The sequence below is a fragment of the Actinoalloteichus sp. AHMU CJ021 genome, assembly GCF_002895405.1.
GTDB classification, from domain to species: Bacteria; Actinomycetota; Actinomycetes; order Mycobacteriales; family Pseudonocardiaceae; genus Actinoalloteichus_B; species Actinoalloteichus_B caeruleus.
The window spans coordinates 1,509,038-1,530,999 of the sequence record NZ_CP025990.1; the positions used below are offsets into that span (position 1 = coordinate 1,509,038).

At 72.9% G+C, this 21,962-nt stretch carries 18 protein-coding genes; 7 read left to right on the forward strand and 11 right to left on the reverse strand.

Features of this window, described 5'->3' with window-relative positions; all coding sequences use genetic code 11:
* Nucleotides 1-137: 137 nt before the first annotated feature.
* Together C1701_RS06125 and ftsY are read right to left on the reverse strand one after the other, a co-directional pair.
* The gene (locus C1701_RS06125; RefSeq protein WP_026417093.1) at nucleotides 138-869 is read right to left on the reverse strand and encodes a D-Ala-D-Ala carboxypeptidase family metallohydrolase; all 732 of its coding nucleotides are present in this window, start codon (nucleotides 867-869) and stop codon (nucleotides 138-140) included.
* A gap of 300 nt (nucleotides 870-1,169) precedes the next feature.
* A complete protein-coding gene (gene ftsY, locus C1701_RS06130; RefSeq protein ID WP_026417094.1) occupies nucleotides 1,170-2,693 on the reverse strand; it encodes a signal recognition particle-docking protein FtsY in 1,524 nt (507 codons plus the stop codon).
* A gap of 207 nt (nucleotides 2,694-2,900) precedes the next feature.
* On the opposite strand from ftsY, the gene C1701_RS06135 reads away from it, so the two are divergent.
* Genes C1701_RS06135 through C1701_RS06145 form a run of 3 tightly spaced genes read left to right on the forward strand, consistent with a single transcriptional unit; the run spans nucleotide 2,901 to nucleotide 6,030 of the window.
* The gene (locus C1701_RS06135) at nucleotides 2,901-4,109 is read left to right on the forward strand and encodes an anhydro-N-acetylmuramic acid kinase (protein WP_051313410.1); all 1,209 of its coding nucleotides are present in this window, start codon (nucleotides 2,901-2,903) and stop codon (nucleotides 4,107-4,109) included.
* Nucleotides 4,110-4,121: 12 nt separating this feature from the next.
* Nucleotides 4,122-5,693 carry a sodium:solute symporter gene (locus C1701_RS06140; protein ID WP_016699529.1) on the forward strand — a complete coding sequence of 524 codons (1,572 nt, stop codon included), beginning with the start codon at nucleotides 4,122-4,124 and terminating at the stop codon, nucleotides 5,691-5,693.
* 52 nt (nucleotides 5,694-5,745) lie between these two features.
* Nucleotides 5,746-6,030, forward strand: coding sequence for a GNAT family N-acetyltransferase (locus C1701_RS06145; protein ID WP_026417096.1), 285 nt, complete (start codon nucleotides 5,746-5,748; stop codon nucleotides 6,028-6,030).
* A 13-nt stretch (nucleotides 6,031-6,043) separates the two neighbouring features.
* On the opposite strand, the gene C1701_RS27185 is transcribed toward C1701_RS06145, so the two are convergent.
* A complete protein-coding gene (locus tag C1701_RS27185; RefSeq protein ID WP_155886005.1) occupies nucleotides 6,044-6,463 on the reverse strand; it encodes a hypothetical protein in 420 nt (139 codons plus the stop codon).
* A 299-nt stretch (nucleotides 6,464-6,762) separates the two neighbouring features.
* On the opposite strand from C1701_RS27185, the gene C1701_RS06155 reads away from it, so the two are divergent.
* On the forward strand, nucleotides 6,763-7,623 hold the full coding sequence (locus C1701_RS06155; protein WP_026417098.1) for a helix-turn-helix domain-containing protein: 861 nt from the start codon (nucleotides 6,763-6,765) through the stop codon (nucleotides 7,621-7,623).
* An 87-nt stretch (nucleotides 7,624-7,710) separates the two neighbouring features.
* The gene (locus C1701_RS06160; protein WP_026417099.1) at nucleotides 7,711-7,911 is read left to right on the forward strand and encodes a DUF397 domain-containing protein; all 201 of its coding nucleotides are present in this window, start codon (nucleotides 7,711-7,713) and stop codon (nucleotides 7,909-7,911) included.
* A 36-nt stretch (nucleotides 7,912-7,947) separates the two neighbouring features.
* On the opposite strand, the gene smc is transcribed toward C1701_RS06160, so the two are convergent.
* Together smc and C1701_RS06170 are read right to left on the reverse strand one after the other, a co-directional pair.
* Nucleotides 7,948-11,607, reverse strand: coding sequence for a chromosome segregation protein SMC (gene smc / locus C1701_RS06165; RefSeq protein ID WP_103055663.1), 3,660 nt, complete (start codon nucleotides 11,605-11,607; stop codon nucleotides 7,948-7,950).
* A gap of 434 nt (nucleotides 11,608-12,041) precedes the next feature.
* The gene (locus tag C1701_RS06170; RefSeq protein WP_030103974.1) at nucleotides 12,042-12,359 is read right to left on the reverse strand and encodes an acylphosphatase; all 318 of its coding nucleotides are present in this window, start codon (nucleotides 12,357-12,359) and stop codon (nucleotides 12,042-12,044) included.
* A gap of 88 nt (nucleotides 12,360-12,447) precedes the next feature.
* Here C1701_RS06170 and C1701_RS06175 point away from each other — a divergent pair, with 88 nt between their 5' ends.
* Complete coding sequence (locus C1701_RS06175; RefSeq protein ID WP_337662164.1) at nucleotides 12,448-13,230, forward strand: CAP domain-containing protein; 783 nt, start codon at nucleotides 12,448-12,450, stop codon at nucleotides 13,228-13,230.
* A gap of 3 nt (nucleotides 13,231-13,233) precedes the next feature.
* Nucleotides 13,234-13,887, forward strand: coding sequence for a hypothetical protein (locus C1701_RS06180; protein WP_155886006.1), 654 nt, complete (start codon nucleotides 13,234-13,236; stop codon nucleotides 13,885-13,887).
* Between the two features lie 217 nt (nucleotides 13,888-14,104).
* On the opposite strand, the gene C1701_RS06185 is transcribed toward C1701_RS06180, so the two are convergent.
* The 6 genes from C1701_RS06185 to kdpF are packed head-to-tail and all read right to left on the reverse strand — an operon-like array spanning nucleotide 14,105 to nucleotide 21,663.
* A complete protein-coding gene (locus tag C1701_RS06185; RefSeq protein WP_051313253.1) occupies nucleotides 14,105-14,467 on the reverse strand; it encodes a response regulator transcription factor in 363 nt (120 codons plus the stop codon).
* 6 nt (nucleotides 14,468-14,473) lie between these two features.
* Nucleotides 14,474-17,092, reverse strand: coding sequence for a sensor histidine kinase (locus tag C1701_RS06190; protein WP_030146972.1), 2,619 nt, complete (start codon nucleotides 17,090-17,092; stop codon nucleotides 14,474-14,476).
* Nucleotides 17,093-17,130: 38 nt separating this feature from the next.
* Nucleotides 17,131-17,799 carry a potassium-transporting ATPase subunit C gene (locus C1701_RS06195; protein WP_026417103.1) on the reverse strand — a complete coding sequence of 223 codons (669 nt, stop codon included), beginning with the start codon at nucleotides 17,797-17,799 and terminating at the stop codon, nucleotides 17,131-17,133.
* 5 nt (nucleotides 17,800-17,804) lie between these two features.
* Nucleotides 17,805-19,898 (reverse strand): potassium-transporting ATPase subunit KdpB, encoded by a 2,094-nt coding sequence (gene kdpB / locus C1701_RS06200; protein WP_103055665.1) that lies wholly within the window; start codon nucleotides 19,896-19,898, stop codon nucleotides 17,805-17,807.
* Complete coding sequence (gene kdpA, locus C1701_RS06205) at nucleotides 19,895-21,556, reverse strand: potassium-transporting ATPase subunit KdpA (protein ID WP_103055666.1); 1,662 nt, start codon at nucleotides 21,554-21,556, stop codon at nucleotides 19,895-19,897. Before kdpA ends, kdpB begins: the two co-directional genes overlap by 4 nt.
* Nucleotides 21,553-21,663, reverse strand: coding sequence for a K(+)-transporting ATPase subunit F (gene kdpF, locus C1701_RS06210; RefSeq protein ID WP_026417106.1), 111 nt, complete (start codon nucleotides 21,661-21,663; stop codon nucleotides 21,553-21,555). The genes kdpA and kdpF overlap by 4 nt, the downstream gene beginning before the upstream one ends.
* Nucleotides 21,664-21,962 lie beyond the last annotated feature (299 nt).

Below are 21,962 nucleotides of genomic sequence, written 5' to 3' on the forward strand. Positions count from 1 at the left end.
CGACGGCGTGTCCCCTGATCGTCTTCCTCCGGGCGTCGATCTCCGCCGCGCGGGGGCGGGCCACGCGACGGGGCGGGAGCGCCCCGCGCTCCCGCCCCGCGACCTGGTACCCGGTTTCACCTGGGGATCCCCGTGGGTCAGACGGCCCAGTAGTACCCGCCACCGCCGTAGGAGTACTCCACCCTGCTGTCCACGTGGGTGAAGGTCGAGTACCGGATGATTCCGGAGAAACCGGACGTCTGCGCGTAGCCGATGACCTGGCTGACGGAGCGTCCGCTCACCACGATGTCCGCGGCGATGCCGTAGGTGTGCTGGCTGTTGGCCGCGCCACCGACGGCCGAGTTGTGCGACCGGCTGCGGAAACCGGAATTGATCGTGATGGGCCGGTCACCCGCCTTCTTGCGGATCGCTTCCAGCTTGTACATCAGCCGCCGGACGTTCTCCCGAACGGTGGATGCCCCGACGTTCCCGCCGCTGAACCCGGCCCCGTCCTTCGAGTGGAACTCGGAGAAGTTGAAGTGCCGGGTGGAGCCGTCCGAGGCCTCGAGCCAGTTCAGCTGGGCCTGGGTCGCCGGGCCGACGATGCCGTCCGACGCGAGGCCGTATGCCGACTGGAAGCGGCGGACCGCCCCCTCCGTCGCCGGGCCGAACTGACCGTCGATCGCGATGTGGGTGCGGGAGGAGCTGCCCGCGGCCCATCCCGCGACGCGGATCTGGAGTTCGCGGACGTCGGCGCCGCTGTCCCCCACCCGCAGTGTTCTCGTCCAGTTGTAGGCGTGCGCCTCCGGCGCCGTGGCCACCGACACGGTGCCGGTGAACAGGGTCAACGCCAGCAGCGCGACCGCGACCCGCCCCAGTATTCGCAACATTCGTCCGTCCTCCGTCGTGAGGTTGGACCGCCGTCACCCAGCCGGTGCCGGCGGGTGGACCAACACTGCACACCTGTTCCCGGTAAGGACAGACCGGACGGCGAGAATTCACGGTGAGATCACCGATTCGGCGGAGTAGTCACCACGGACGGAGTAGGGACACCCGGCAGATGACGGAACGCCGTGCCACCGCACGGCGTCAGCGGTTCACCGGAGGATGACGCGCTGCTCCTCAGCCACTCGCTGGAGGGCGACACCGGTGGAGGGGCCCGCGACCGCCTCCACCGGTGTCGTCATCGCTCAGTCGAGCAGCGCACGCACGAAAGCGCCGGGTTCGAAGGGCGCGAGGTCGTCCGGCCCCTCACCGAGGCCGACCAACTTGACCGGGACGCCCAACTCCCGCTGGACCTGGAAGACGATCCCGCCCTTCGCCGTGCCGTCGAGTTTGGTGAGCACGATCCCGGTGACGTCGACGACCTCGGAGAACACCCTGGCCTGCACCAGCCCGTTCTGACCGGTGGTCGCGTCGAGCACCAACAGCACCTCGTCGACCTCGGCCTGCTTCTCCACGACCCGCTTGACCTTGCCCAGCTCGTCCATCAGCCCGGTCTTGGTGTGCAACCGGCCCGCGGTGTCGACGAGGACGGCGTCGGCCTCCCGCTCGATGCCCTGGCGCACGGCGTCGTAGGCCACGCTGGCGGGATCGGCTCCCTCACGTCCCCGGACGACGACGGACCCGACCCGTTCCGCCCAGGTGGCGAGCTGGTCCGCCGCGGCGGCCCGGAAGGTGTCCGCCGCGCCGAGCAGGACCTGACGCCCGTCGGCGACGAGGACCCTGGCGAGCTTGCCTGTCGTGGTGGTCTTGCCCGTGCCGTTGACCCCCACCACGAGGACCACGGCCGGCCGCCCGCTGTGCGGCAGCGCGCGAACGGACCGTTCCCAGCCCGGCTGGAGGGCCTCGACCAGCACCTCGGACAGCATTCGCCGCACCTGGTCGGCGTCGCGCACCCCGCTGGTCGCGATCCTGGCGCGCAGCTTCTCCACGATCTCGGCGGTGGCGGAGGCCCCCAGGTCGGCCAGCAGCAGCGTGTCCTCGACGTCGGTCCAGGAGTCCTCGTCGAGATCACCGGCGCCGAGCAGGCCGAGCAGGCTCTGCCCGAGGGTGGACCGCGACCGGGACAGGCGTCCTCGGAGCCGCTCCAGTCGGCCCGTGGTGGGTGCGATGGGCTCGGTGGGAGCCGAGGGCTCCTCCGGCTCGGTGACGGAGGTCTCGGCCGGGGGGACCGGGGGGGACGGCGGCTCGACCGCCGGTGGCGTCGTGCTCGGCGGTTCGGGGGCACGGCGCGGTGGGATGTCCGTGGTGGTCCCGGGGTCGGTGGTCGCCTGGTCACCGTCCTCCGGGAGCTCGACGTCCACCACGTCCCGGCGGGCGGTGTCGCGGGGAACCGAGGCGTCGTCGCCGACCCCGGGCTGGCCGTCGGTCTCCGTCCGCTCGGTCACCGGGTGCTCGGCGGCCTCGCTGGGCGCCTCCGCCGTGGGCGGTGGCGTCGGCGGCCGTTCCTGGTCGGTGGCGGGAGCCGTGGCCGGGCGGTCCGGGGACTCCGTCGTCGGCGGGGCCGCCGAGCCCGAGGACAGGCTCACTCCCCCGCCGGCCTGGTACCCGCCGCCCCGCGCGCCCGGGCGGCCCTGATCGAGCTCCTCGGAACGCCGGGCTTCCTCGCGCAGGCTGATGCGCCTTCGGCGTGCCAGGAGCAGACCGGTCACCAGCGCGACGACCAGCACCACGGCAACAGCGGCAATGATCCAGATCAGGGTGGTTGACACCGCCCCATCCTCGCACTGGACGCACGTCACCCGCCGCACGGTCGGGGGCGGGGTGGGTGTGGTGGGCCGGGGGCCGGGGGCCATCAGGCCGGAAGCCCCGCCCGGGGTTCACCTACCGCGATCAACCACTTGCGCGAAGCAGCGAAGTGCTCTAGACCACATCAGGTGAAGAGTTCTCGGGTGGTCGGGTTGATCTCGGGGACGTCGATGGACGCCGTCGACGTCGCGGTGGTCGACCTCGCCCTGTCCGGGGACGCGGTGCGGCTGGACACCCTGGGGACCGACGCGGTCGAGTACCCCCCGCGGCTTCGAGCGCGCCTGGCTGCGGCCCTCCCGCCCGGCCGGTGCGACACGGCCGAACTCTGCCAGCTGGACACGGAGGTCGGGCAGGCCTTCGCCGCCGCCGCGCGACATGGCCTCGCCCGGTGGGGAGGCGGCGCGGCCGGGCTGGTCGGCTCACTCGGGCAGACGATCTACCACTGGGTGGACGGGGGCCGCTGTCGCGGGACGTTGCAGATCGGGCAGCCAGCCTGGATCGCCGAGGCCACGGGCCTTCCGGTGATCTCCGACCTCCGTGCCAGGGATGTCGCGGCAGGGGGGCACGGTGCGCCGCTGGCGGCCCTGCTGGACTCGTGGTGGTTGGCGGCCGTGTCGGCCGGCTCCGACCAGCCACCCAGCCGAGGGACCACGGTCGCGCTGAACCTCGGTGGGATCGCCAACATCACCGTGGCCTCGGGCCCGGACGTCGTCGCCTACGACACCGGCCCGGCGAACGCACTGCTGGACGCGGCGTGCCTCGAGTTGACGCGGGGCCGGCACGACCACGACCCGGGGGGAACCCTGGCGGCGGACGGCAGGGTGCTGGACGGGCTGCTCGACCGGCTGCTGGCCGATCCCTACTACGCGGCCCCGCCGCCGAAGTCGACCGGCAAGGAGTACTTCAACGGCGACTACCTGCGCACCGCGCTCGCCTCGTGGTGGGGGGACCGCCCTGATGACGGGCGGCCCGGGACCGCTGACCTGCTGGCCACCCTGGTCGAGCTGACGGCTCGCACCGTCGCGGACGCGTGCGCGCGGCACCGGGCGGACCGGGTGGTGGTCTCGGGCGGCGGCGTCGGCAACCGCACCCTGATGTCCGCCCTGGCCAGGGCCGTCGCACCCGCCGAGGTGGTCACCGCCGAGGCTCTCGGTCTCCCCTCCGACGGCAAGGAAGCCTGCCTCGCGGCGCTTCTCGGGTTCCTCGGCTGGCACGGCCTCCCAGCCAACCTGCCGTCGGCCACCGGTGCCTCCGGTCCGAGGCTGCTCGGGTCCATCACCCCGGGTGCGGACCCGTTGACCCTGCCCCAACCACACCCCCAGCGGCCCCGACGCCTCCTACTCGGTGAGGTCGACCGGCAGCTCCCCACCGCGATCTGATCGGGAGGCACCGTGCACACCCTGGACCTTGCCGTCATCGTCGGATACCTGCTGCTGATGCCGGTGCTCGGCGTCCTGTTGGCGGGCAGGCAACGCTCATCCTCCGACTACTTCGTGGGTGGCCGGAACCTGCCCTGGTGGGCCGTGTGCTTCTCGGTGGTGGCCACCGAGACGTCCGCGCTGACGGTCATCAGCGTGCCGACCGTCGCGTACCTGGGGTCCTTTACCTACCTGCAGTTGGCGATCGGTTATCTGATCGGTCGCATCGTGGTGGCCTTCGTGCTGCTGCCCCGCTACTTCCGGGGGAACCTGGTCAGCGCCTACGCCTTCCTGGGGAAGCGCTTCGGCGGCGGGCTCCAGGGCGCGACCTCGGTGACCTTCCTGGTGACCCGGCTGCTGGCGGACGGGGTGCGCCTGTTCGCCACCGCGATCCCGGTCAAGATCCTCCTGGCGACCTTCGGCGTGGAGGCCGAGTTCTGGCAGATCATCCTCGGCCTGTCCCTGTTCACCGTCGTCTACACCTACCTCGGCGGGATCAGGGCCGTGATCTGGGTGGACCTCGTGCAGATGGCCCTCTACACGGCGGGCGGGTTCGTCGCGGTGGCGCTGCTCGCCGGTCGGCTGCCGGACGGGTGGTTCTCGGGGCTGGTGGAGGCGGGCAAGCTCCAGTTCCTCGACTTCGGCTCGCACGTCCTGACCAACCAGTACGCCTTCGTCACCGCGGTCCTGGGCGGGGCGGTGTTCGCGATGGCCTCCCACGGCGCGGACCAGTTGATGGTGCAGCGGCTGCTCGCCTGCCGCGACGTCCGCGACTCCCAGCGCGCCCTGATCGTCAGCGGCGTCGTGGTGTTCTTCCAGTTCGCCCTGTTCCTGCTGGTCGGGGCCATGATGTGGATGTTCTACCGTGGCGCGGCGCCGGCCGAGCTCGGCATGGCCACCAACGACGACCTGTTCCCCACCTTCGTCATCACCGAGTTCCCGCCCGGCCTGTCGGGGTTGTTCGTCGCCGGCATCCTCGCCGCCGCGATGAGCACCCTGTCCTCGTCGCTGAACTCGTTGTCCACCTCGACGGTGAGCGATCTCTACCAACGGTTCAGCCGGCGACCGCTGGCGGACTCCGTGATCCTGCGGCACGGCAGGATCTGGACGCTGGTGTGGGCGCTGGTCTTCGTCGTCTTCGCCTCGCTGTTCACGGGAACGGACAACCCCGTGGTCGAGATGGGCCTGAGCATCGCGAGCTACACCTACGGGGCGCTCCTCGGCGCCTTCCTGCTGGGGCTGCTGGTGAAGCGGGCCCGTCAGGGCGACGCGCTGGTCGCCTTCGGTTGCACTGTCGTGGGGGTACTGCTGATCGCCTTCGGGGTGAAGATCCCGGTCGGGGGAGAGGACCTGGCGCTGGCCTTCCCGTGGTACACGCCGCTGGGCGTGCTCATCACCCTGGTGGTGGGTGGCCTGCTGTCGTTGCGGCACCGCGACGACGTCCCCGCTCCCGCCTCCGGCGACGACGACCCAGTCTCGCCCGACGGCGGAACGGGGACCCGCCCCCGGGTGTCGGACGCCGACACGGCGGGTACCTCCTCCTGACGGGACGATCGGGGTGGGGCCGCGCGGGAGCGACGGGAAGGGGTGGCACGGCGTGGACATCGAGGTGCGGGACGTGTGGGAACGATCGCGTTACGAGGTCCTCGTGGACGGGAGGCCCGGCGGCTTCCTCGACTACCAGCGGGAACCCGGGTTGTTGGTCCTCACCCACGCCGAGGTGCGACCGGAACTCGGCGGCCGAGGCGTCGGTGGGGAGCTGACCAGGCGCGCGCTCGACGACATCCGGGGCCGGGGCCTCGCCGTGCGCCCGCGGTGCCCCTTCGTGGAGCAGTGGATCCGTCGGCACCCCGAGTACGGGGACCTGGTCGCGGGCGGGTGAGGTCTGGCGGCTCTCACGGGCCGCGCAGCAGGTCCAGGCCGCCGCGCAGGTGCCCGAGCAGTTCCTCCCGCTGGTGGGAGGTGAACACCACGCTGATCTCGTCGTCGCCCGGTGCGAGGGTGAGCGTGACCGCGCGGCCGTCGGCCGGGCGCGTGACCCGCATCCGCATGACGCCGTGAAGATCGTGCGTGCCCGTGACATCGCTCGGTGCGGGTCCGGCGGTGTCCGCCACCGCGTCGATCAGTCCAGTGACACCTGATCGGTTCAGTAGGATGGAGAATCGCGCGGTGGATGCCAAACGTAAGAACAGTCCACGTCTGTCCTCACTCAACTCCACCTGATTGGTGCAAGGACCACTGCGAATATCACTGCCTGTCACACGTCGGTAGAAAGTGAAGGTGCGCGTCTCAGCCATTCGCATGATGCCTGTCACCTCTTCTGGTTACTGACCTAGTCAGTACCGCGAGCCGCGCAGCCGACCCTCTAATGTGGTGGCGCGTCGAACGGGACCGACGGGTGACGCGCAACGCGGGATCGCGGTTGTCGACCACCCCGCGAATGCGGCGCACCCGGCACCGACCTACCATCCCGTGAAATTTTCAACCAGACAAGAGCCCAACGGACACTTTCGATGGTTTCACCCGAACGAGTAACGCGATGGGGTCCCACCCCTCCGTAGAGTCCAGTAGGAGCGGGGCTTGATCATTCGTAGGGGTGACAAAGGAGGCACGGGTGACCCAACGTGGCAACCCGACCGCACGGAGGCGCCAACTCGCCCGGGAGTTACGGCGACTCCGCGAGCAGGCCAGGCTCACCCTGGAGGCCGCGTCGCCGCTGCTGAACTTCTCCCCGGCGAAGCTGTCCAAACTGGAACGCGCCCAGCAGGCGGCCCACCCCAACGACGTCACGGTGATGCTCGCGGCTTACGGCGTGACGGGCGACCGCGCCATCTCCCTGGTCGAGCTCGCGAAGGAGGGCCGGCGGAAAGGGTGGTGGGAGATCTACGGCGACGCCGTGATCGACTGGTTCGAATCGTACATCGGGCTGGAATCCGACGCGTCCGAGATCCGCACCTTCGAGATCGACCTCATCCCCGGGCTGCTCCAGGCCGAGGACTACGCGCGGGAGGTGATCCAGGCCTGGCGCTCGGACATCGACGTGGACACCATCGAGCGCCGGGCCAAGCTCCGCGCCGCACGGCAGTCCCGGCTCAGCGAGGAGGACCCGCTCGCGCTGCACGCGATCGTCGGGGAGGCCGCGTTGCGGCAGCTGATCGGCGGTGCGAAGGTGATGGCGCGTCAGCTGGAAGGGCTCCTGGAGAAGGCTGAGCTGGACAACGTCACCATCCAGGTGCTGCCGTTCAGCGCCGGAGTGCACTCCTCCCTCGGCACGGCCTTCACCACTCTGTCCTTCCCCGACGACGAAGGCGATGTCGTGTACCTGGAGACCCTGAGCAAGGGGCTCTACATCGAGGTCGCCGAGGACGTGGCGCGGTACAACGAGATCTTCGACCACCTTCGCGACACGGCGCTGTCGCCCGGGGACTCCGCGAGCCTGATCCAACGTCTGATCGACGAGTTCCTGGAAGGCTAGCTCGTGTGGCGGGGCGGCCTCGGACGGTGGTCCGAGGCCCGTTCTCTGCTGCCGCCCGCGGACGAGGGATAGCAAGGAGGAGAGTGAGTGAGCACACAGTTGCCCGGTGTGCGCTGGCGGAAGAGCAGCCGAAGCAACGGGGGCGGGAACTGCGTCGAGATCGCACGACGGCCCGACGTCATCGACGTCCGGGATTCCAAGAACCCAGCTGGGCCGGTGCTGACCTTCGAGTCGGCGGAGTGGCGTCGCTTCCTCAGCGGCATCGCCACCACCCGCTGCCTCGGCTGAACCGAGGGACCCACCGGAGCGGAGCCGGAACGACCCTCACCCGCCAGGCGTCCCCACGCCGGTCTCCTCCCCACCCGAGTCGAGTGTCGCCGCCACCGCGGCGAGCGCGCCCGCCCGGTCGGTGGCATCCCGCAGCCGCTGCGAGATCACCGTCGTGATGCCGTCGCCCCGCATGCTCACCCCGTAGAGCGCGTCAGCGATCTCCATGGTCGGCTTCTGGTGCGTGATGATGATCAGCTGCGAGGTCTCCCTGAGCTGTTCCAGCAGGCCGATGAGCCGGCGCAGGTTCGTGTCGTCCAGGGCCGCCTCAACCTCGTCCATGACGTAGAAGGGCGAGGGCCGGGCCCGGAAGATCGCGACCAGCATCGCCACGGCGGTCAGGGACTTCTCCCCGCCGGAGAGCAACGAGAGCCGTTTGACCTTCTTCCCCGGGGGGCGGGCCTCGACGTCGACCCCGGTGGTGAGCAGGTCGTCGGGGTCGGTGAGCACCAGTCTGCCCTCGCCACCGGGGAACAACGTGGCGAAGACGACCTCGAACTCCCGGGCCACATCGGTGTAGGCGGTGGAGAAGACCTCCAGGATCTTCTCGTCCACCTCCTTCACCACGGTCAGCAGATCGCGGCGGGTGGCCTTGAGGTCCTCCAGCTGCGTCGACAGGAAGCGGTACCGCTCCTCCAACGCGGCGAACTCCTCGAGGGCGAGCGGGTTGACCCGGCCCAGCAGGGAGAGGTCCCGTTCCGCCCGCTTGGCGCGCCGCTGCTGGGTCGCCCGCTCGTAGGGCACCGGGGCCGGCGCGACCACCTGCTCACCGCGCTCGCGCGCGGTCTCGAACTCGGCCAGTTCCGCCGGGCTCGGCGGAACCGGGACCGTCGGGCCGTACTCGGCGACCAGCTCGTCCAGCCCGATGCCGAAGTCCTCGGCGATCTTCGCCTCGAGCTGCTCGATCCGCAGACGGCGCTCGGCCCGCACCACCTCGTCCCGATGAGCGGCGTCGATCAGCTTCTCCAGCACCGTCCCGAGTTCCCGCGCCCTGTTGCGGACGGCGGTCAGCGCCTCCTCGCGTTCGGCGCGCCTGGCCTGGGCGACGTCCCTGGCGTGCGCGGCGGCGGTCACGGACACCGCGAGCCTTCCCAGGGCGCTCTCACCCGCCCTGGCGACCACCCTGGCCACCTCCGCGGCCCGCGCCCTGGCCGCCCGGGCGGCCTCGGCCCGAGCCCGGGCCTCCCGCTCGGCGTGGGCGGCGCGCCGCAGCTGGTCGGCCTTGCCCTGGACGGAACGGGCTCGCTCCTCCGCCGTGCGCACGGCGAGCCGCGCGTCCAGCTCGACCTCGCGCGCCTCGGCCAGGCGCCGGGCCGCCGCGTCGCGTTCCTCGGTGTCCGGCTCCTCGGCCTCGGGTTCGCCCTGCGCCGAGGACAGCCGCCGTTCCAACTCCTCCAGGTCGCGCACCGCGTCCCGGCGCGCCTGGTCGGTCTTGTCCCGCTGCGTCGTCAACCGGCCGACCTCCGCCTGCGCGGAGGACGCCGCCTGGCGCAGCCGGTTCAGCCGCTCCCCACCCCGGGCCCGGTGCACGCGGGCCTCGTTGACCGCCTCCTGGGTGCTCCTGACCAGGTCGCGGGCCGCCTGTTCCGCCTCCCTCGCCTCCGCGACGGCGGCGGTGGCCCGGTCCACCCGCTCGACCGCCGCGTCCCGCTCCCGGCGTGCCTCGTCGAGCGCCGCCTGCACCTCGATGACGCTCTGGTCCCGTTCCGAGCCACCACTCGCCCAGTCGCCCCCCAGGACGTCGCCCTCGGAGGTGACGGCGGTCAGCCCGGGCAGCGCGTCGAGCACCGCACGGGCGGCGGGCAGGTCCGCGACCACCACCACGTCACGCAACGCGCGTTCCACCGCGGGCCGCAGCGACGCCGGGCCGCTGATCCGGTCGGCCGCCCAGGTCGCCCCGGCGGGCAGGGGTGGTCGCGGCGACGACCCGGTGGGTGGTCCGCCGGCCAGCAGGAGCCCGGCCCGTCCGGCGTCCTCCTCCTTGAGCAGTCGCAACGCCTCGAGTGCCTCCTCGCGGCCGGCCACGGCGACCGCGTCGGCCACCGGGCCGAGCGCCGCGGCCAACGCGACCTCGGCGCCGCTGTCCACGGTGAGCAGCGATGCCACCGACCCGAGCAGCCCGGGGACCCGGTCGGCCGCGGCCAGCAGGGCCCCGGCGCCGTCCTTCCGGCGGAGCCCGAGGGACAGCGCCTCGACCCTGGCCCGCCACGAGGCGACCTCGCGTTCGGCTGTCCTCTCCTCGGCCACGAGTTCGGCCACCCGGTCCCTGGCCAGCTGGCGTGCCCGGGCGGCCTCGGTGGCCCGGTCGGCGAGCTCCCGCTGGTCCAGGGCGGCGCCGTCCTCGGAGGACTCGTGTTCGGCGTGCTCGGCGGCGGCGAGCTCGGCGCGCTCGACGGCCTCCTCCAGGGCCTCGGAGAGCCGCCCGAGCTCCTCGGTCGTGTCCCCGACCTTCCCCCGGAGCGCGTCCACCCGACCGCTGAGTCGCGCCAACCCCTCCCTGCGGTCGGACACGGCTCGGACGGCGGCGAGGTGCGCGCGTTCGGCCGCCTTCACCTCGGCCTCCAGGTCGGACCGGACGAGTTCGGTCTCGGCCATCCTGGTCCGCGCCTCGACGACCTCCTCACGCAGCTGTTCCTCGAGCTCCGCGGTCCGCTCTGCCTCGGCCTCCAGTTCCTCCGGGTCCCGTCCCGGGCGCTGGTCGGCGCTGGCGGAGGACAGGTGCCGCAGCCGCTCCTGGGCGAGCCGGACGGTGCCGCGCAGTCGTTCGTCGAGTGCGGAGAGCTGGTACCAGGTGTCCTGTGCCCTGGTGAGGCGCGGGACGTCGGCCGCCAGCCGTTCCTCCAGCTGGGTCTGCTCCGCCTGCGCGTCCTGGAGCATCCGCTCCACCTCGGACCGGCGGTCGCGGACGGCGGCCTCGTCCTGCTCGTCCCTGGCAAGCTCGGCGCGGGCGGTGACGAGGTCGTCGGCGACCAGCCTGAGCCGGGCGTCCCGGAGCTCGGCCTGAACGGTCTGGGCCCGGCGGGCGATCTCGGCCTGCTTCCCCAGCGGCTTCAGCTGCCGGCGGAGTTCGCTGGTCAGGTCGGTGAGCCGGGTGAGGTTGGCCTGCATGGCGTCGAGTTTCCGCAGCGCCTTCTCCTTGCGCTTGCGGTGTTTCAGTACGCCCGCCGCCTCCTCGATGAAACCCCGCCGCTCCTCCGGTTTGGACTCCAGGATCGACGACAGCTGCCCCTGTCCGACGATCACGTGCATCTCCCGCCCGATCCCGGAGTCGGAGAGCAGCTCCTGGATGTCGAGCAGCCGGCAGGAGTCTCCGTTGATCTCGTACTCGGTGGCGCCCTCGCGGAACATCCGGCGGGTGATGGACACCTCGGTGTACTCGATCGGCAGCGCGCCGTCGGAGTTGTCGATCGTGAGCGTCACCTCGGCGCGACCGAGCGGGGGGCGCCCGGAGGTCCCGGCGAAGATGACGTCCTGCATCGTCGCCCCGCGCAGGGCCTTCGCGCCCTTCTCCCCCATCACCCAGGTCAACGCGTCGAGCACGTTGGACTTCCCGGAGCCGTTGGGACCGACCACGCAGGTGATCCCGGGTTCGAACCGCAGGGTGGTGGCCGAGGCGAAGGACTTGAAGCCCTTCAGCGTCAGGCTCTTCAGATGCACGGGGAAACGGACCTCTCGATCGCCACCGGGGGCGTCGGCGCGCCCTGCTCGTCACGGAGCCGGCTGCACGCCGGTCCCGGTGGACGGGAGCGGCGGGCCGGTCGTCGACGGCCGCCGCGGGAGTGCCCTTGCCGGGCGCCTCACCCACGCTGACCTGGCGGAGCGACCACGCCTCTTCGGCCGTGGCGCGGGTCGGCACCGCGCTGCGAGCATACCCATTGAGCCCGAGGTGAGCGTCGTCGAACGGGCTCCGCGCCGCTCGGCGTCGGCTGTCAGAGGACCCACTCCCACGGTCAGGCGTCCTTCGGACCGGTGAGCGGGTACACGGCCCGCAGTCGCCACCGGGTACCCCCCGCCGTCGCGCACCCGGTCCGGGCGCACCGGTCGGACGGCGGTGGTCCCGGTGTGCGCGGATTCCTCCGGCCCGTCTCGGCTCAGTCCCGCTCCGCCCGCTCCTCGAAACCGGTGAGCCCGCCCGCCGCCTCGGCCCAGCGCACCACCACCGTGTCCACCGCCCCGGGTGTCGTGCCGGATCGCAGCGACTCGAGCAGTCGGACGGCGGCGGCCCGGTCCCCCTCGGCGACGACGGCCACCCGACCGTCCGCGAGGTTCGTCGCATGACCGGTCAGCCCCAGTTCCAGGGCCCGGCACCTCGTCCACCACCGGAAACCGACGCCCTGCACCCGTCCGGCCACCCACGCGTTCAGCCGGACGGCGTCCTCCCTGTCCCGCGTACTGTCCACACCCGACATGCTGCCTGATCGAGTCCACTCGAACCGGGTGGAGTACGCGACGCTGAGTCACTGCATGGTCGCCTCATCCGTGGTACCGTCCCTGCCCGTGATCGGGCCACCGAGCAGACGCGGCGCCAGCACCACCGCCGGTCTGGTCGCTCTCACGATCGGCGCACTCACCGCGGGAGCGCTGTCCCTCCCCTCGCTGTTGACCGGTGAGGGGGACGGTGAGGCAGCCGGACCCGACGTCGCCGCCTTAGCCACGGTCGAGCCACCGGCTCACACCACCTCCCCCGCACCTGTCTCCTCGACGGGGAACGAGCCCAGCGGAGAGCCGTCGGCCCCGGCCAGCGGCATTCCGGCGAGCCAGGAGCCGGAGGAGACGACGGGAGCGGCGGAGGACGGGGAGACCACCGAGGTGACGCCCGAACCCCCGGCGGCTCCCCCCGTGCGCGAGCCCGCCGACCCGCCGGTGACCGAGCGGCCGCCGGAGCCGGAGCGACCGGCGCCCCCTGGTGGCGGCCCTCAGGTGGCCACCGTGGTCGACCTGGTCAACGAGGCCCGGCGGGAGGCCGGCTGCGCCACCGTGCAGGTGGACCACCGGCTCGTCGTCGCGGCGCAGCGGCACAGCGAGGACATGGCCAGTCAGAGCTACTTCTCGCACTCCTCCCCGGACGGCCGCGGTTTCGTGGAGCGGGCGAACGAGGCGGGGTACCCGCGCGCGGCGGGCGAGAACATCGCCATGGGGGCTCGCGACGCGAGACAGGTCATGGACATGTGGATGGAGTCGCCGGGCCACCGGCAGAACATCCTCAACTGCTCGGTGGTCGCCATCGGAGTCGGCCTGGACACCGACGGTTGGTACTGGACCCAGGTTTTCGGAGGATGACGCTTGTCCACTCCCACTGAGGACGAGGAGCGGCCGACCGCCGCTCCCAAAGTGCTCCTGGCCGCGGTCGGCGTGGTCACCGCGACCGCCTTCGCGACCATCGCCGCGCTCGGTTCGAACTCCGGCCAGCTGGCCGAGCCCGAGCCGGTCAACCGGCACGACGTCGTCGTGCGCAGCGACTTCCCCCAGCCGTCCTCGCCGCCCTCGGCGACGCCGAGCCGGAGCGCCGCTCCCTCGGCGCCACCGTCGTCGCAGCCGAGCGGCTCCGCCGTCCCCTCCACGGTGGAGGCTCCGGCGAACACCCAGGACGAGACGGGGGTGGGCGAACCCGGCGGCGGGGAGGCCGACACCGGCCGCCAGCCGGGTTCCCCCCACCAGCCGCCGCCCGACCCGCCCCCGAACACCGGCGGTCCCGGCGGCGGTTCGACCAACCCGGGCCCGACGAACCCGGGGCCGAGCAACCCCGACACGAGTGACCCCGAGCCGGACCCCGACCCGGAGGAGCCGCCCGGCGGCGACGACGGGGGTGGTGGCGGGGACGACAGCGGGGCGCCCCCACCGCCCGACCCGGGTGCGCCCAGCAGCAGTGGGGCCAGCCTCCCCTCCGTGAGCACCGGTCCGGGAGCGCCGGAGACCGACGGCGCCGACGAGCGCTGACCCGGGCGTTGCCCCTGGCGGGGACACCTCCGGGGTCGAGGCCCGGTGCCACCCACCCTCGACCCCGGCCGCGTCCCCACCGACCGCTCGCCCGGCGGGGCACCCCGAACCGCACGGTGCCCGACCACGCCCCTCGGACCGGTACCGCGCCGAGGGGATCGGTCCTCGCGCACGCCTCCCACCGCGGGGAGGCCCGGGTGCCCGCGTGCCAGTCTGGTCAGTCCTGGGGTGTGGCGGCGGCTCCCAGCACCGCCAGCAGCTCGGCCACCGCGAAGGGTTTCACCAGGCAGCCCACCGCCCCGGCGTCGAGGATCCGCGCCTCGTCGCGAACACCGGGTGGCCCGGTGAGCACGACCACCGGGCAGTCCACGGCGGACCGCAGGGACCGCACCGCCTCCGACCCCGAGTCGCCCGGCAGACCGATGTCCAGCAAGGCGGCGTCCGGCGGGTCCTCGTCGGCTAGGTCCCGGACTCCTCCCAGGTCAGCGGTGCTGACGACCCGCAGGCCGTGCGCGTCGAGGGTGATGCGCAGCGCACGGACCAGGAGTGGCTCGTCCACGACGAGCAGGACCGTGGTCATCGCTCGTCACCCACCTCGGCTCGTCGCTGGGTCCGTGGTGTCCCCCGCACCGGCGGGCGTGGGCCCGGAGCCGCCGCGTCCCACGTCCCCGGGCCCCGCTTCCGGCGCCGCCTGGGCCACGGGCAGGACGATCACCACGGTGAGACCACCTCCGGGGGTGTCCTCGGCGCGGATCGACCCGCCCATCGCCTCGACGAAACCCCTCGCCACGGTCAGCCCCAGGCCAGCCCCGATCGGGCGACGAGCGCCGTCGGGGTGCGGCAGCCGCCGGAACGGCGCGAACACGGTGTCCACCGCCTCCGGGGGCAGGCCGGGACCCGTGTCGACGATCCGCAGCTCCACCCGGTCAGCCAGCCGGCTGGCGCGGACCGCGGCGTCGGGAGGCGGTCCGCCCCGGCCGTGGCGGAGCGCGTTGTCCAGCACGTTCGCGACCACCCGGCGGAGCAGGTCGGGATCGGCCGACACGGCGGGCAGGTCGTCGGTCAACTCCACGGACACCCGGTCCGCTCCGGCGATGCCGGCCGTGGCCCGGTCGAGCACCTGGCCGAGCCGCACGGGACGGGACACGGGGTGGACTCCGCCCACCGAGAGCCGGGCGGTGTCGAGCAGGTTGTCCGCCATCCCCACCAGCTGGTCGGTCGCGGCGACGGCGGTGTCGAGCAGTTCGGCGCGGTCCGCGTCCGACAAGCCGCGGCGGTCGCCGGAGAGCGTGTCGAGCACGGTGCGCACCGTCGTCAGCGGGGTGCGCAGGTCGTAGCCGAACGCGGCGAACAGTGAGGCGCGGAGCTCGGCCGCCGCCGCCTCCTGCCGCGCCTCGGTGGCCGCCGCCTCCGTGCGGCGCTGGCGGAGCGCGCCGAGGGCCTGCCCCGCGGCGGCCTCCAGCACCTGTTGGTCCTCGGCCGGCAGCGGGCGGCCCCGCAGCACGAGGCGGACGGTGTCGGTGAGGGCGAGTGTGGCGTCCACGTCCTCGGGGTGGCCACGCAGCTCCTCCCCCGACGCGGCGACCTCGACCCACTCGCCGTCCACCCGCTCCACCAGCGCCGCGGAGGAGAGGCCGAAGCTCTCCCTGATCCTGCCCAGCAGCAGCTCCGGGGAGTCGGGTCTGGAGAGGACCGTGCGGGCGTAGGAGGCCAGCAGGGTCGCCTCGGTACGAGCGCGGGCCGCCTGCCTCGCCAGCCGTGCGGCTTGGTTCACGACGGCGGCGACGAGCACCGCGAGGACGACCATCGCGAGCAGGACGACGAGCTGTTCCTGGCCGTTGAGGGACGAGGGGCCGCCACCGGGCCGGACCCCGACCAGGACCCCGCCGAGCACCGCCGCCAGCAGAGCGGGGGCCACGCCGCCCACGAGGGCGACGACCGTGACGGCGAGCAGGTGCCCGACGACGTCGGAGACCAGGCCGACCCTGCCCGCGACCACCGACGCGAGGACGCTCACGACCACCGGCAACCCGGCGGCGAGCACCCACCCGGCGAGGCGCTGGTGGTGGGAGACCAGCCCGTCACGCCGGTCGCGCCGTCCCCGTCGTTCCTCCCGGTGGGGCACCAGGTGCACGTCGATCGTTCCCGAGCGGGAGACGACGGCCCGCCCGACGCCCTCCCGGAGCAGCCGTGCGAGCCGGGACCGACGGGAGGCACCGAGGACCAGCTGGGTGGCGTTCGCGCCCCCGGCGAAGTCCAGCAGCGCGTCCGTCACGTCGTCTCCCACGACGGTGTGGAACGTGCCGCCCAGGTCGGCGGTGAGCTGGCGGTAGCGGTGCAGCCGTTCCATCGGCGGATGGACGAGACCGTCCCCCCGCAGCACGTGGACGACGAGCAGGTCCGCGCCGGCCCGGCTGGCGACCCGGCGGCCGCGCCGGATCAGCGTCTCGCTCTCGGGCCCGCCGCTGACGGCGGCGACAACTCGTTCCCGTGCCTCCCAGGTGTCGGTGATGTGCTGGTCGGAGCGGTAGCGGAGCAGCGCGACGTCGACCTGGTCGGCCAACCACAGCAGGGCCAGTTCCCGCAACGCCCCGAGGTTCCCGGGCCGGAAGAAGTGGGAGAGCGCCGCATCCACCCTGCTCGCCGGGTAGATGTCGCCCTGGGCCATGCGCCGCCGCAGTGCCTCGGGGGTGAGGTCGACCAGTTCGATCTGCTCGGCCTGGCGCACGACCGAGTCTGGCACGGTCTCCCGCTGCCGGACCCCGGTGATGGTCTGGACGACGTCGTTGACGCTCTCCAGGTGTTGGATGTTGACGGTGGAGAGCACGTCGATGCCCTCGGACAACAGGGTCTCGACGTCCTGCCACCGCTTGGGGTGGGGGCTCCCCGGCTCGTTGGTGTGCGCGAGTTCGTCGACCAGGACGAGTTCCGGCCGGCGCCGCAGGACCGCGGCCACGTCGAGTTCCGCGAATCCCTGTTCCGGCCCTCGGGGCAGCCGGACCGGGAGTGCCTCGAGGCCGGCGGCGAGGCGCCGCACCGCCGGGCGGTCGTGCGTCACCGCCAGGCCGACGACGACGTCCACCCCCTGGTCCCGCCGCCGGTGTCCCTCGGCGAGCATGGCCGTCGTCTTGCCCACGCCCGGCGCCGCGCCGAGGTAGATGCGGAGCTCCCCTCGACGGGTGTCGCCGTTCCGCCGTCCGTCCACGTGTCCAGTCTGCTCCCTCCTGGGGTGTTCGCCGCTGGTCAGCGGCCCCCGACCTCGTCGTGGCCGCCCCGTCGTCCGCCCTGGTCCGCGGCCAGCTGGACGGCCAGGTTCAACAGCGGGACGTTCACCGTCGGCTCCCCGAGGAAGCCCAGCCGGCGGCCCCGGGTGTGCTGGGCCACCAGCTCGTGGACTCGGGCTTCGGGTAGCCCGTTCGTCCTGGCGACCCGGGGGACCTGGAGGGTGGCGTACTCGGGCGAGACGTGGGGGTCGAGCCCCGAGGCGGAGGCCGTCACGGCGTCGGCGGGCACCTCCTCGACGGGGACCCCCTCGCGGTCCGCGACGAGTCGGCGGCGTTCCTCGACGAGCGAGACGAGTTCCGGCGCGGTGATCGAGTAGGGCGTCGCCCCCGAGCCGTCGGGTCCTCCTGGGCCCAGGGGCGTGGCGGCGTTGCCGGCGGGCCGCGTGTGGAAGTACCGGTCGGCGGTCGGTTCGGCTGCGAGCGGGTCGACCGGGTCGACCCCGAGCAGCGCGGAACCCACCACCGTCCCGTCGTCGGTCACGGTGGGGGAGCCCTCCGCGGCGGCGCGCAGCGGAGGCAAGCGGCTGACCGCCCACACCGCCGCCGGGTAGCACAGGCCGGTCAGCGCGGTGAGCACGAGCAGCAGCCGCAGGGCCGCCACTGCCGGACGCGGTAGCCAGGCGGGCACGGTGTTCACCCCAGCCCTGGGAGGTGCCTGACGGCCAGGTCGAGCGCCCAGATGCCGAGGAAGGGAGCGACCAACCCGCCCACGCCGAACAGGAGCAGGTTCCTGCGCAGGAGGGTGGCGGCACCGAGCGGCCGGTACCGCACGCCGTGCAGGGCCAGGGGGATGAGAGCGACGATCACGAGGGCGTTGAAGACGACAGCCGACAGCACGGCCGAGTTCGCGGAGGCCAACCCCATGACGTTGAGCGCCCCCAGCCCGGGGTGCACGGCGGTGAACATGGCGGGGAGGATCGCGAAGTACTTGGCGAGGTCGTTGGCGATGCTGAAGGTCGTCAACGCCCCCCGGGTGATCAGCAGCTGCTTGCCCACGCCGATCACGGCGATCAGCTTGCTGGGGTCGGAGTCGAGGTCGACGAGGTTCCCGGCCTCCTTCGCGGCGGTGGTGCCGCTGTTCATCGCCAGCCCCACATCGGCGGCGGCCAGTGCCGGTGCGTCGTTGGTGCCGTCGCCGGCCATCGCCACCAGCCGTCCGCCACGCCGCTCCTCCCGGATCAACCGCATCTTGTCCTCCGGGGTGGCTTCGGCGAGGTGGTCGTCCACGCCGGCCTGCTCGGCGATGGCCGCCGCCGTGACCGGGTTGTCCCCGGTGATCATCACGGTGCGAACCCCCATGCGCCGCAGTTCGGCGAACCGCGCCGGCATGTGCGGTTTGACGACGTCCGCGAGCCGCACGACTCCGAGGATCTCGGCGTGTCCCCCCTCGGCTCGTGCGCACACCAGGGGCGTGCCCCCCTGCCTGGCCACGGCGTCCACGATCCCCGGGAGGCCGGCCGGCGGGTGCCCGCCGCGGTCCCGCACCCACTGGACGACCTCGGCGGCGGCGCCCTTGCGGATGAGGACCGGTTGGTCCACCGCACCGGAGGGCAGGTCGAGGCCGCTCATCCTGGTCCTGGCGGTGAAGGGCACCCGGACGGCCGCCCGCTCGTCGGAGGTGGTGTCCGCGCTCAACCCGTGCTCCCGGGCGCACAGCTCCACGACGCTGCGCCCCTCGGGGGTGGGGTCGGCGAGGCTCGCGAGACGAGCCGCGGCCGCGAGCCGCTCCACCCCGACGCCGTCGACCGGGACCAGTTCGGTAGCCATGCGGTTGCCGAAGGTGATGGTTCCGGTCTTGTCGAGCAGCAGCGTCGCCACATCGCCGGCGGCCTCCACCGCCCTCCCCGAGGTCGCCAGCACGTTCCGCCGCACGAGCCGGTTCATCCCGGCGATCCCGACGGCGGGCAGCAGCGCTCCCACCGTGGTGGGGAGCAGGCACACCGCGAGGGCGACCAGGACGAGCACCGGCTGGCGGGCACCCGAGTAGGCCGCGATCGGCTGGAGCGCGGTGACCGCGGCCACCAGCAGCACGGACAGGGTGGCCAGCAGGACGGTGATCGCCACCTCGTTCGGGGTTGGTTGGCGGCGGGCTCCCTCGACCAGGCGAATCATCCGGTCCACCACGGACTGGCCGGGAGCCGCCGTGATACGTACCAGCAGGCTGTCGGAGAGCACGGTGGTGCCGCCGGTGACCGAGGACCGGTCGCCACCCGCCTCCCGCACCACCGGGGTGGACTCGCCGGTGATGGCCGATTCGTCCACTGAGGCCAGACCGCTGAGGATCTCGCCGTCACCGGGGACGACCTCGCCGGGGCCCACGACGACCAGGTCGCCCGGGACCAGGTCCCCGGCGGGAACGCGATCACCGGAACCGGCGGGCGGGACTTCCTCCACGTCCGGGGAGACCCGCCGGGCGACGGTCTCGGTGCGGGAACGCCGCATCGCATCCGCCTGGGCACGACCCCGACGCTCGGCGACCGCCTCGGCGAGGTTGGCGAAAAACGCCGTGAGCCACAGCCAGGCGGTGACGAGCACCCCGAAGACGTTGGGGGCGAGTGCGACGAGGACCGTGACCAGCACCGAGGCCACCCAGACCACGAACATCACCGGGCGACGCACCGCCGACCTGGGGTCGAGCCGCCGCACCGCGTCGGGGACCGCTCCGAGGACCTGACCGGCGGTGATGGCGGTACCCGGCGGGGTGTGCGGGCGCACGTCGGTGTTCATCCCAGCGCCCCGGCCAGCGGGCCGAGCGCGAGCGCCGGCAGGAAGGTGAGCGCCGCGACGAGGACCGCGACTCCGGCGAGGAGTGCCCCGAAGAGCGGGCCCGTGGTGGGAAGGGTTCCAGCGGTGACCGGGCTCCGGCCCTGTTCCGCGAAGGCGCCGGCGAGGCGGAGCACGGCCAGTGCGGGCAGGAACCGGCCGAACGCCATGACGAGTCCGACCGTCACCTGGACGTAGCCGCCCCCGACGTCCAGACCGCCGAAGGCGCCGCCGTTGTTGTTGGCGGCCGAGGCGTAGGTGTAGAGGACGGCGGTGACACCCGCCGGCCCGTCCTCCGCGAGGGCGTCCCGCGTGGTGGGGAGCGCGAGGGCGGCGGCGGTGCCGGTGAGGACCAGCAGTGGCATGGTCAGGACGGCGACCGAGACCGCGCTCAGCTCCACCCTGCCGATCTTCTTCCCCAGGTACTCGGGCGTGCGCCCGACCATCAGGCTGGCGAGGAACACCGCGAGCAGGGCCACCACGAGCAGCGCGTGGAGGCCGTTGCCGACGCCACCCGGCGCGATCTCGCCGAGCACCATGTTCACCAGCAGCCCGGCGACGGCCAGGCCGCCGAAGGTGTTGTGCGCCGCGTTCTCGGCCCCGGTGGAGGTCCCGGTGGCCGCGACCGCGAACAGGGCGCTCCCGAAGACGCCGAAACGGCTCTCCCTCCCCTCCAGAGCGGCCCCGGCCACCTGGGCGGCGCCCCGCGGTACGCGGGACTCGACCGCCCAGACCAGGCAGAGCACCGCGGCGGCCACGACCGCCACCACGGACACCAGCGGCCGGCTCTGCCGGTGGTCCCCGACCATCACGCCGAAGGTGCGCAGCAGCGCGACCGGGACGAGCAGCATGAGGTAGACCTGCACGAGGCTGGTCAACGCCGAAGGGTTCTCGAAAGGGTGGGCCGAGTTGGCTCCGTAGAGGCCGCCCCCGTTGCTGCCGAGCAGCTTGACCGACTCGATCGCCGCCACGGGTGCCAGTGGCACCCTGTGTTGGGCGCCGTCCAGCGCGGTCACCACCACCGGCCCGGCGAAGCTCATCACGACGCCGCCGACCAGGAGCACGACCGCCCCGAGGAACGCCAGAGGGAGGAAGACCCGCACGACGCCCCGGGTGACGTCGACCCAGACGTTGCCGATCCGGTCGGTACGTTCCCGCGCCAACCCGCGAACGAGGGCCACGGCGACAGCCACCCCGACGGCGGCGGACAGGAAGTTCTGCACCGTCAGCCCCGCGAGCAGCAGGGTGTTCCCGGTGGTGACCTCGGGAGGCTGGGACTGCCAGTCGGTGTTGGTGGCGTAGCCGATCGCCGTGGTGAAGGCCGTGTCGGGTGGTACCGCCGGACGTCCCTGCCCTCCAGGCAGGACGCCCTGCGCCCGCTGGAGGGCGTAGAGGAGGAATGCCGAGACGCCGAACAGGCACAGCACCCCGGTTGCGTACCCGGTCCACCGCTGCTGGGCCTCGGGGTCGACACCGCAGATCCGGTACACGACCCGCTCCGCCCGGTTGTGCACCGGGCTGTCGTACACCCGGGCCAGGTAGGAGCCGAGGGGCCGGTAGGACAGCGCCAACGCCACCAGCAGCAGCGCGATCTGGAGCAGACCGGCGGTCGCGGGGTTCATCGGAAGCGGTCTGGTCGCAGGAGCACCCGGACCAGGTAGGCGATGAGCGCCAGCGCGAGCAGCCCACCCACGACGTTGGCCGGGGTCCCGGCTGCGATCCCGCTCACAGCCGGTCCAACCCCCGGAGGGCGGCGAACAACGCCACCTGCACCGCTCCGAGGATCAGGAGGTAGGCCACGTCCCCCATCGCCCGGACTCCCTTCTCCGCCCCGTCCCCTCTATGGAGGGGGTGGAGGAGGGAGTCCGCAGCGCGAGTCACCCCAACGGGCGGGTGGGGATCCTGGTGACGATGTCACTGGTCCCGGTGGACGGACAGGCGAGCGTCCACCGGCACGTCCCTCGGGGGCCCGCTCGCGGTGCGCCTGGCGTCAGCCGGGAGAAGGGGACCGAACGGACCACCCGCCGG

Bases quoted from the DNA above. Each gene is read 5' to 3' on its own strand.
- kdpA (WP_103055666.1), bottom strand. From the start codon at position 21,556: ATGAACCCCGCGACCGCCGGTCTGCTCCAGATCGCGCTGCTGCTGGTG.
- C1701_RS06125 (WP_026417093.1), bottom strand. From the start codon at position 869: ATGTTGCGAATACTGGGGCGGGTCGCGGTCGCGCTGCTGGCGTTGACC.
- C1701_RS06135 (WP_051313410.1), top strand. From the start codon at position 2,901: ATGGACGCCGTCGACGTCGCGGTGGTCGACCTCGCCCTGTCCGGGGAC.
- kdpB (WP_103055665.1), bottom strand. From the start codon at position 19,898: ATGAACACCGACGTGCGCCCGCACACCCCGCCGGGTACCGCCATCACC.
- C1701_RS06185 (WP_051313253.1), bottom strand. From the start codon at position 14,467: ATGACCACGGTCCTGCTCGTCGTGGACGAGCCACTCCTGGTCCGTGCG.
- C1701_RS06170 (WP_030103974.1), bottom strand. From the start codon at position 12,359: ATGTCGGGTGTGGACAGTACGCGGGACAGGGAGGACGCCGTCCGGCTG.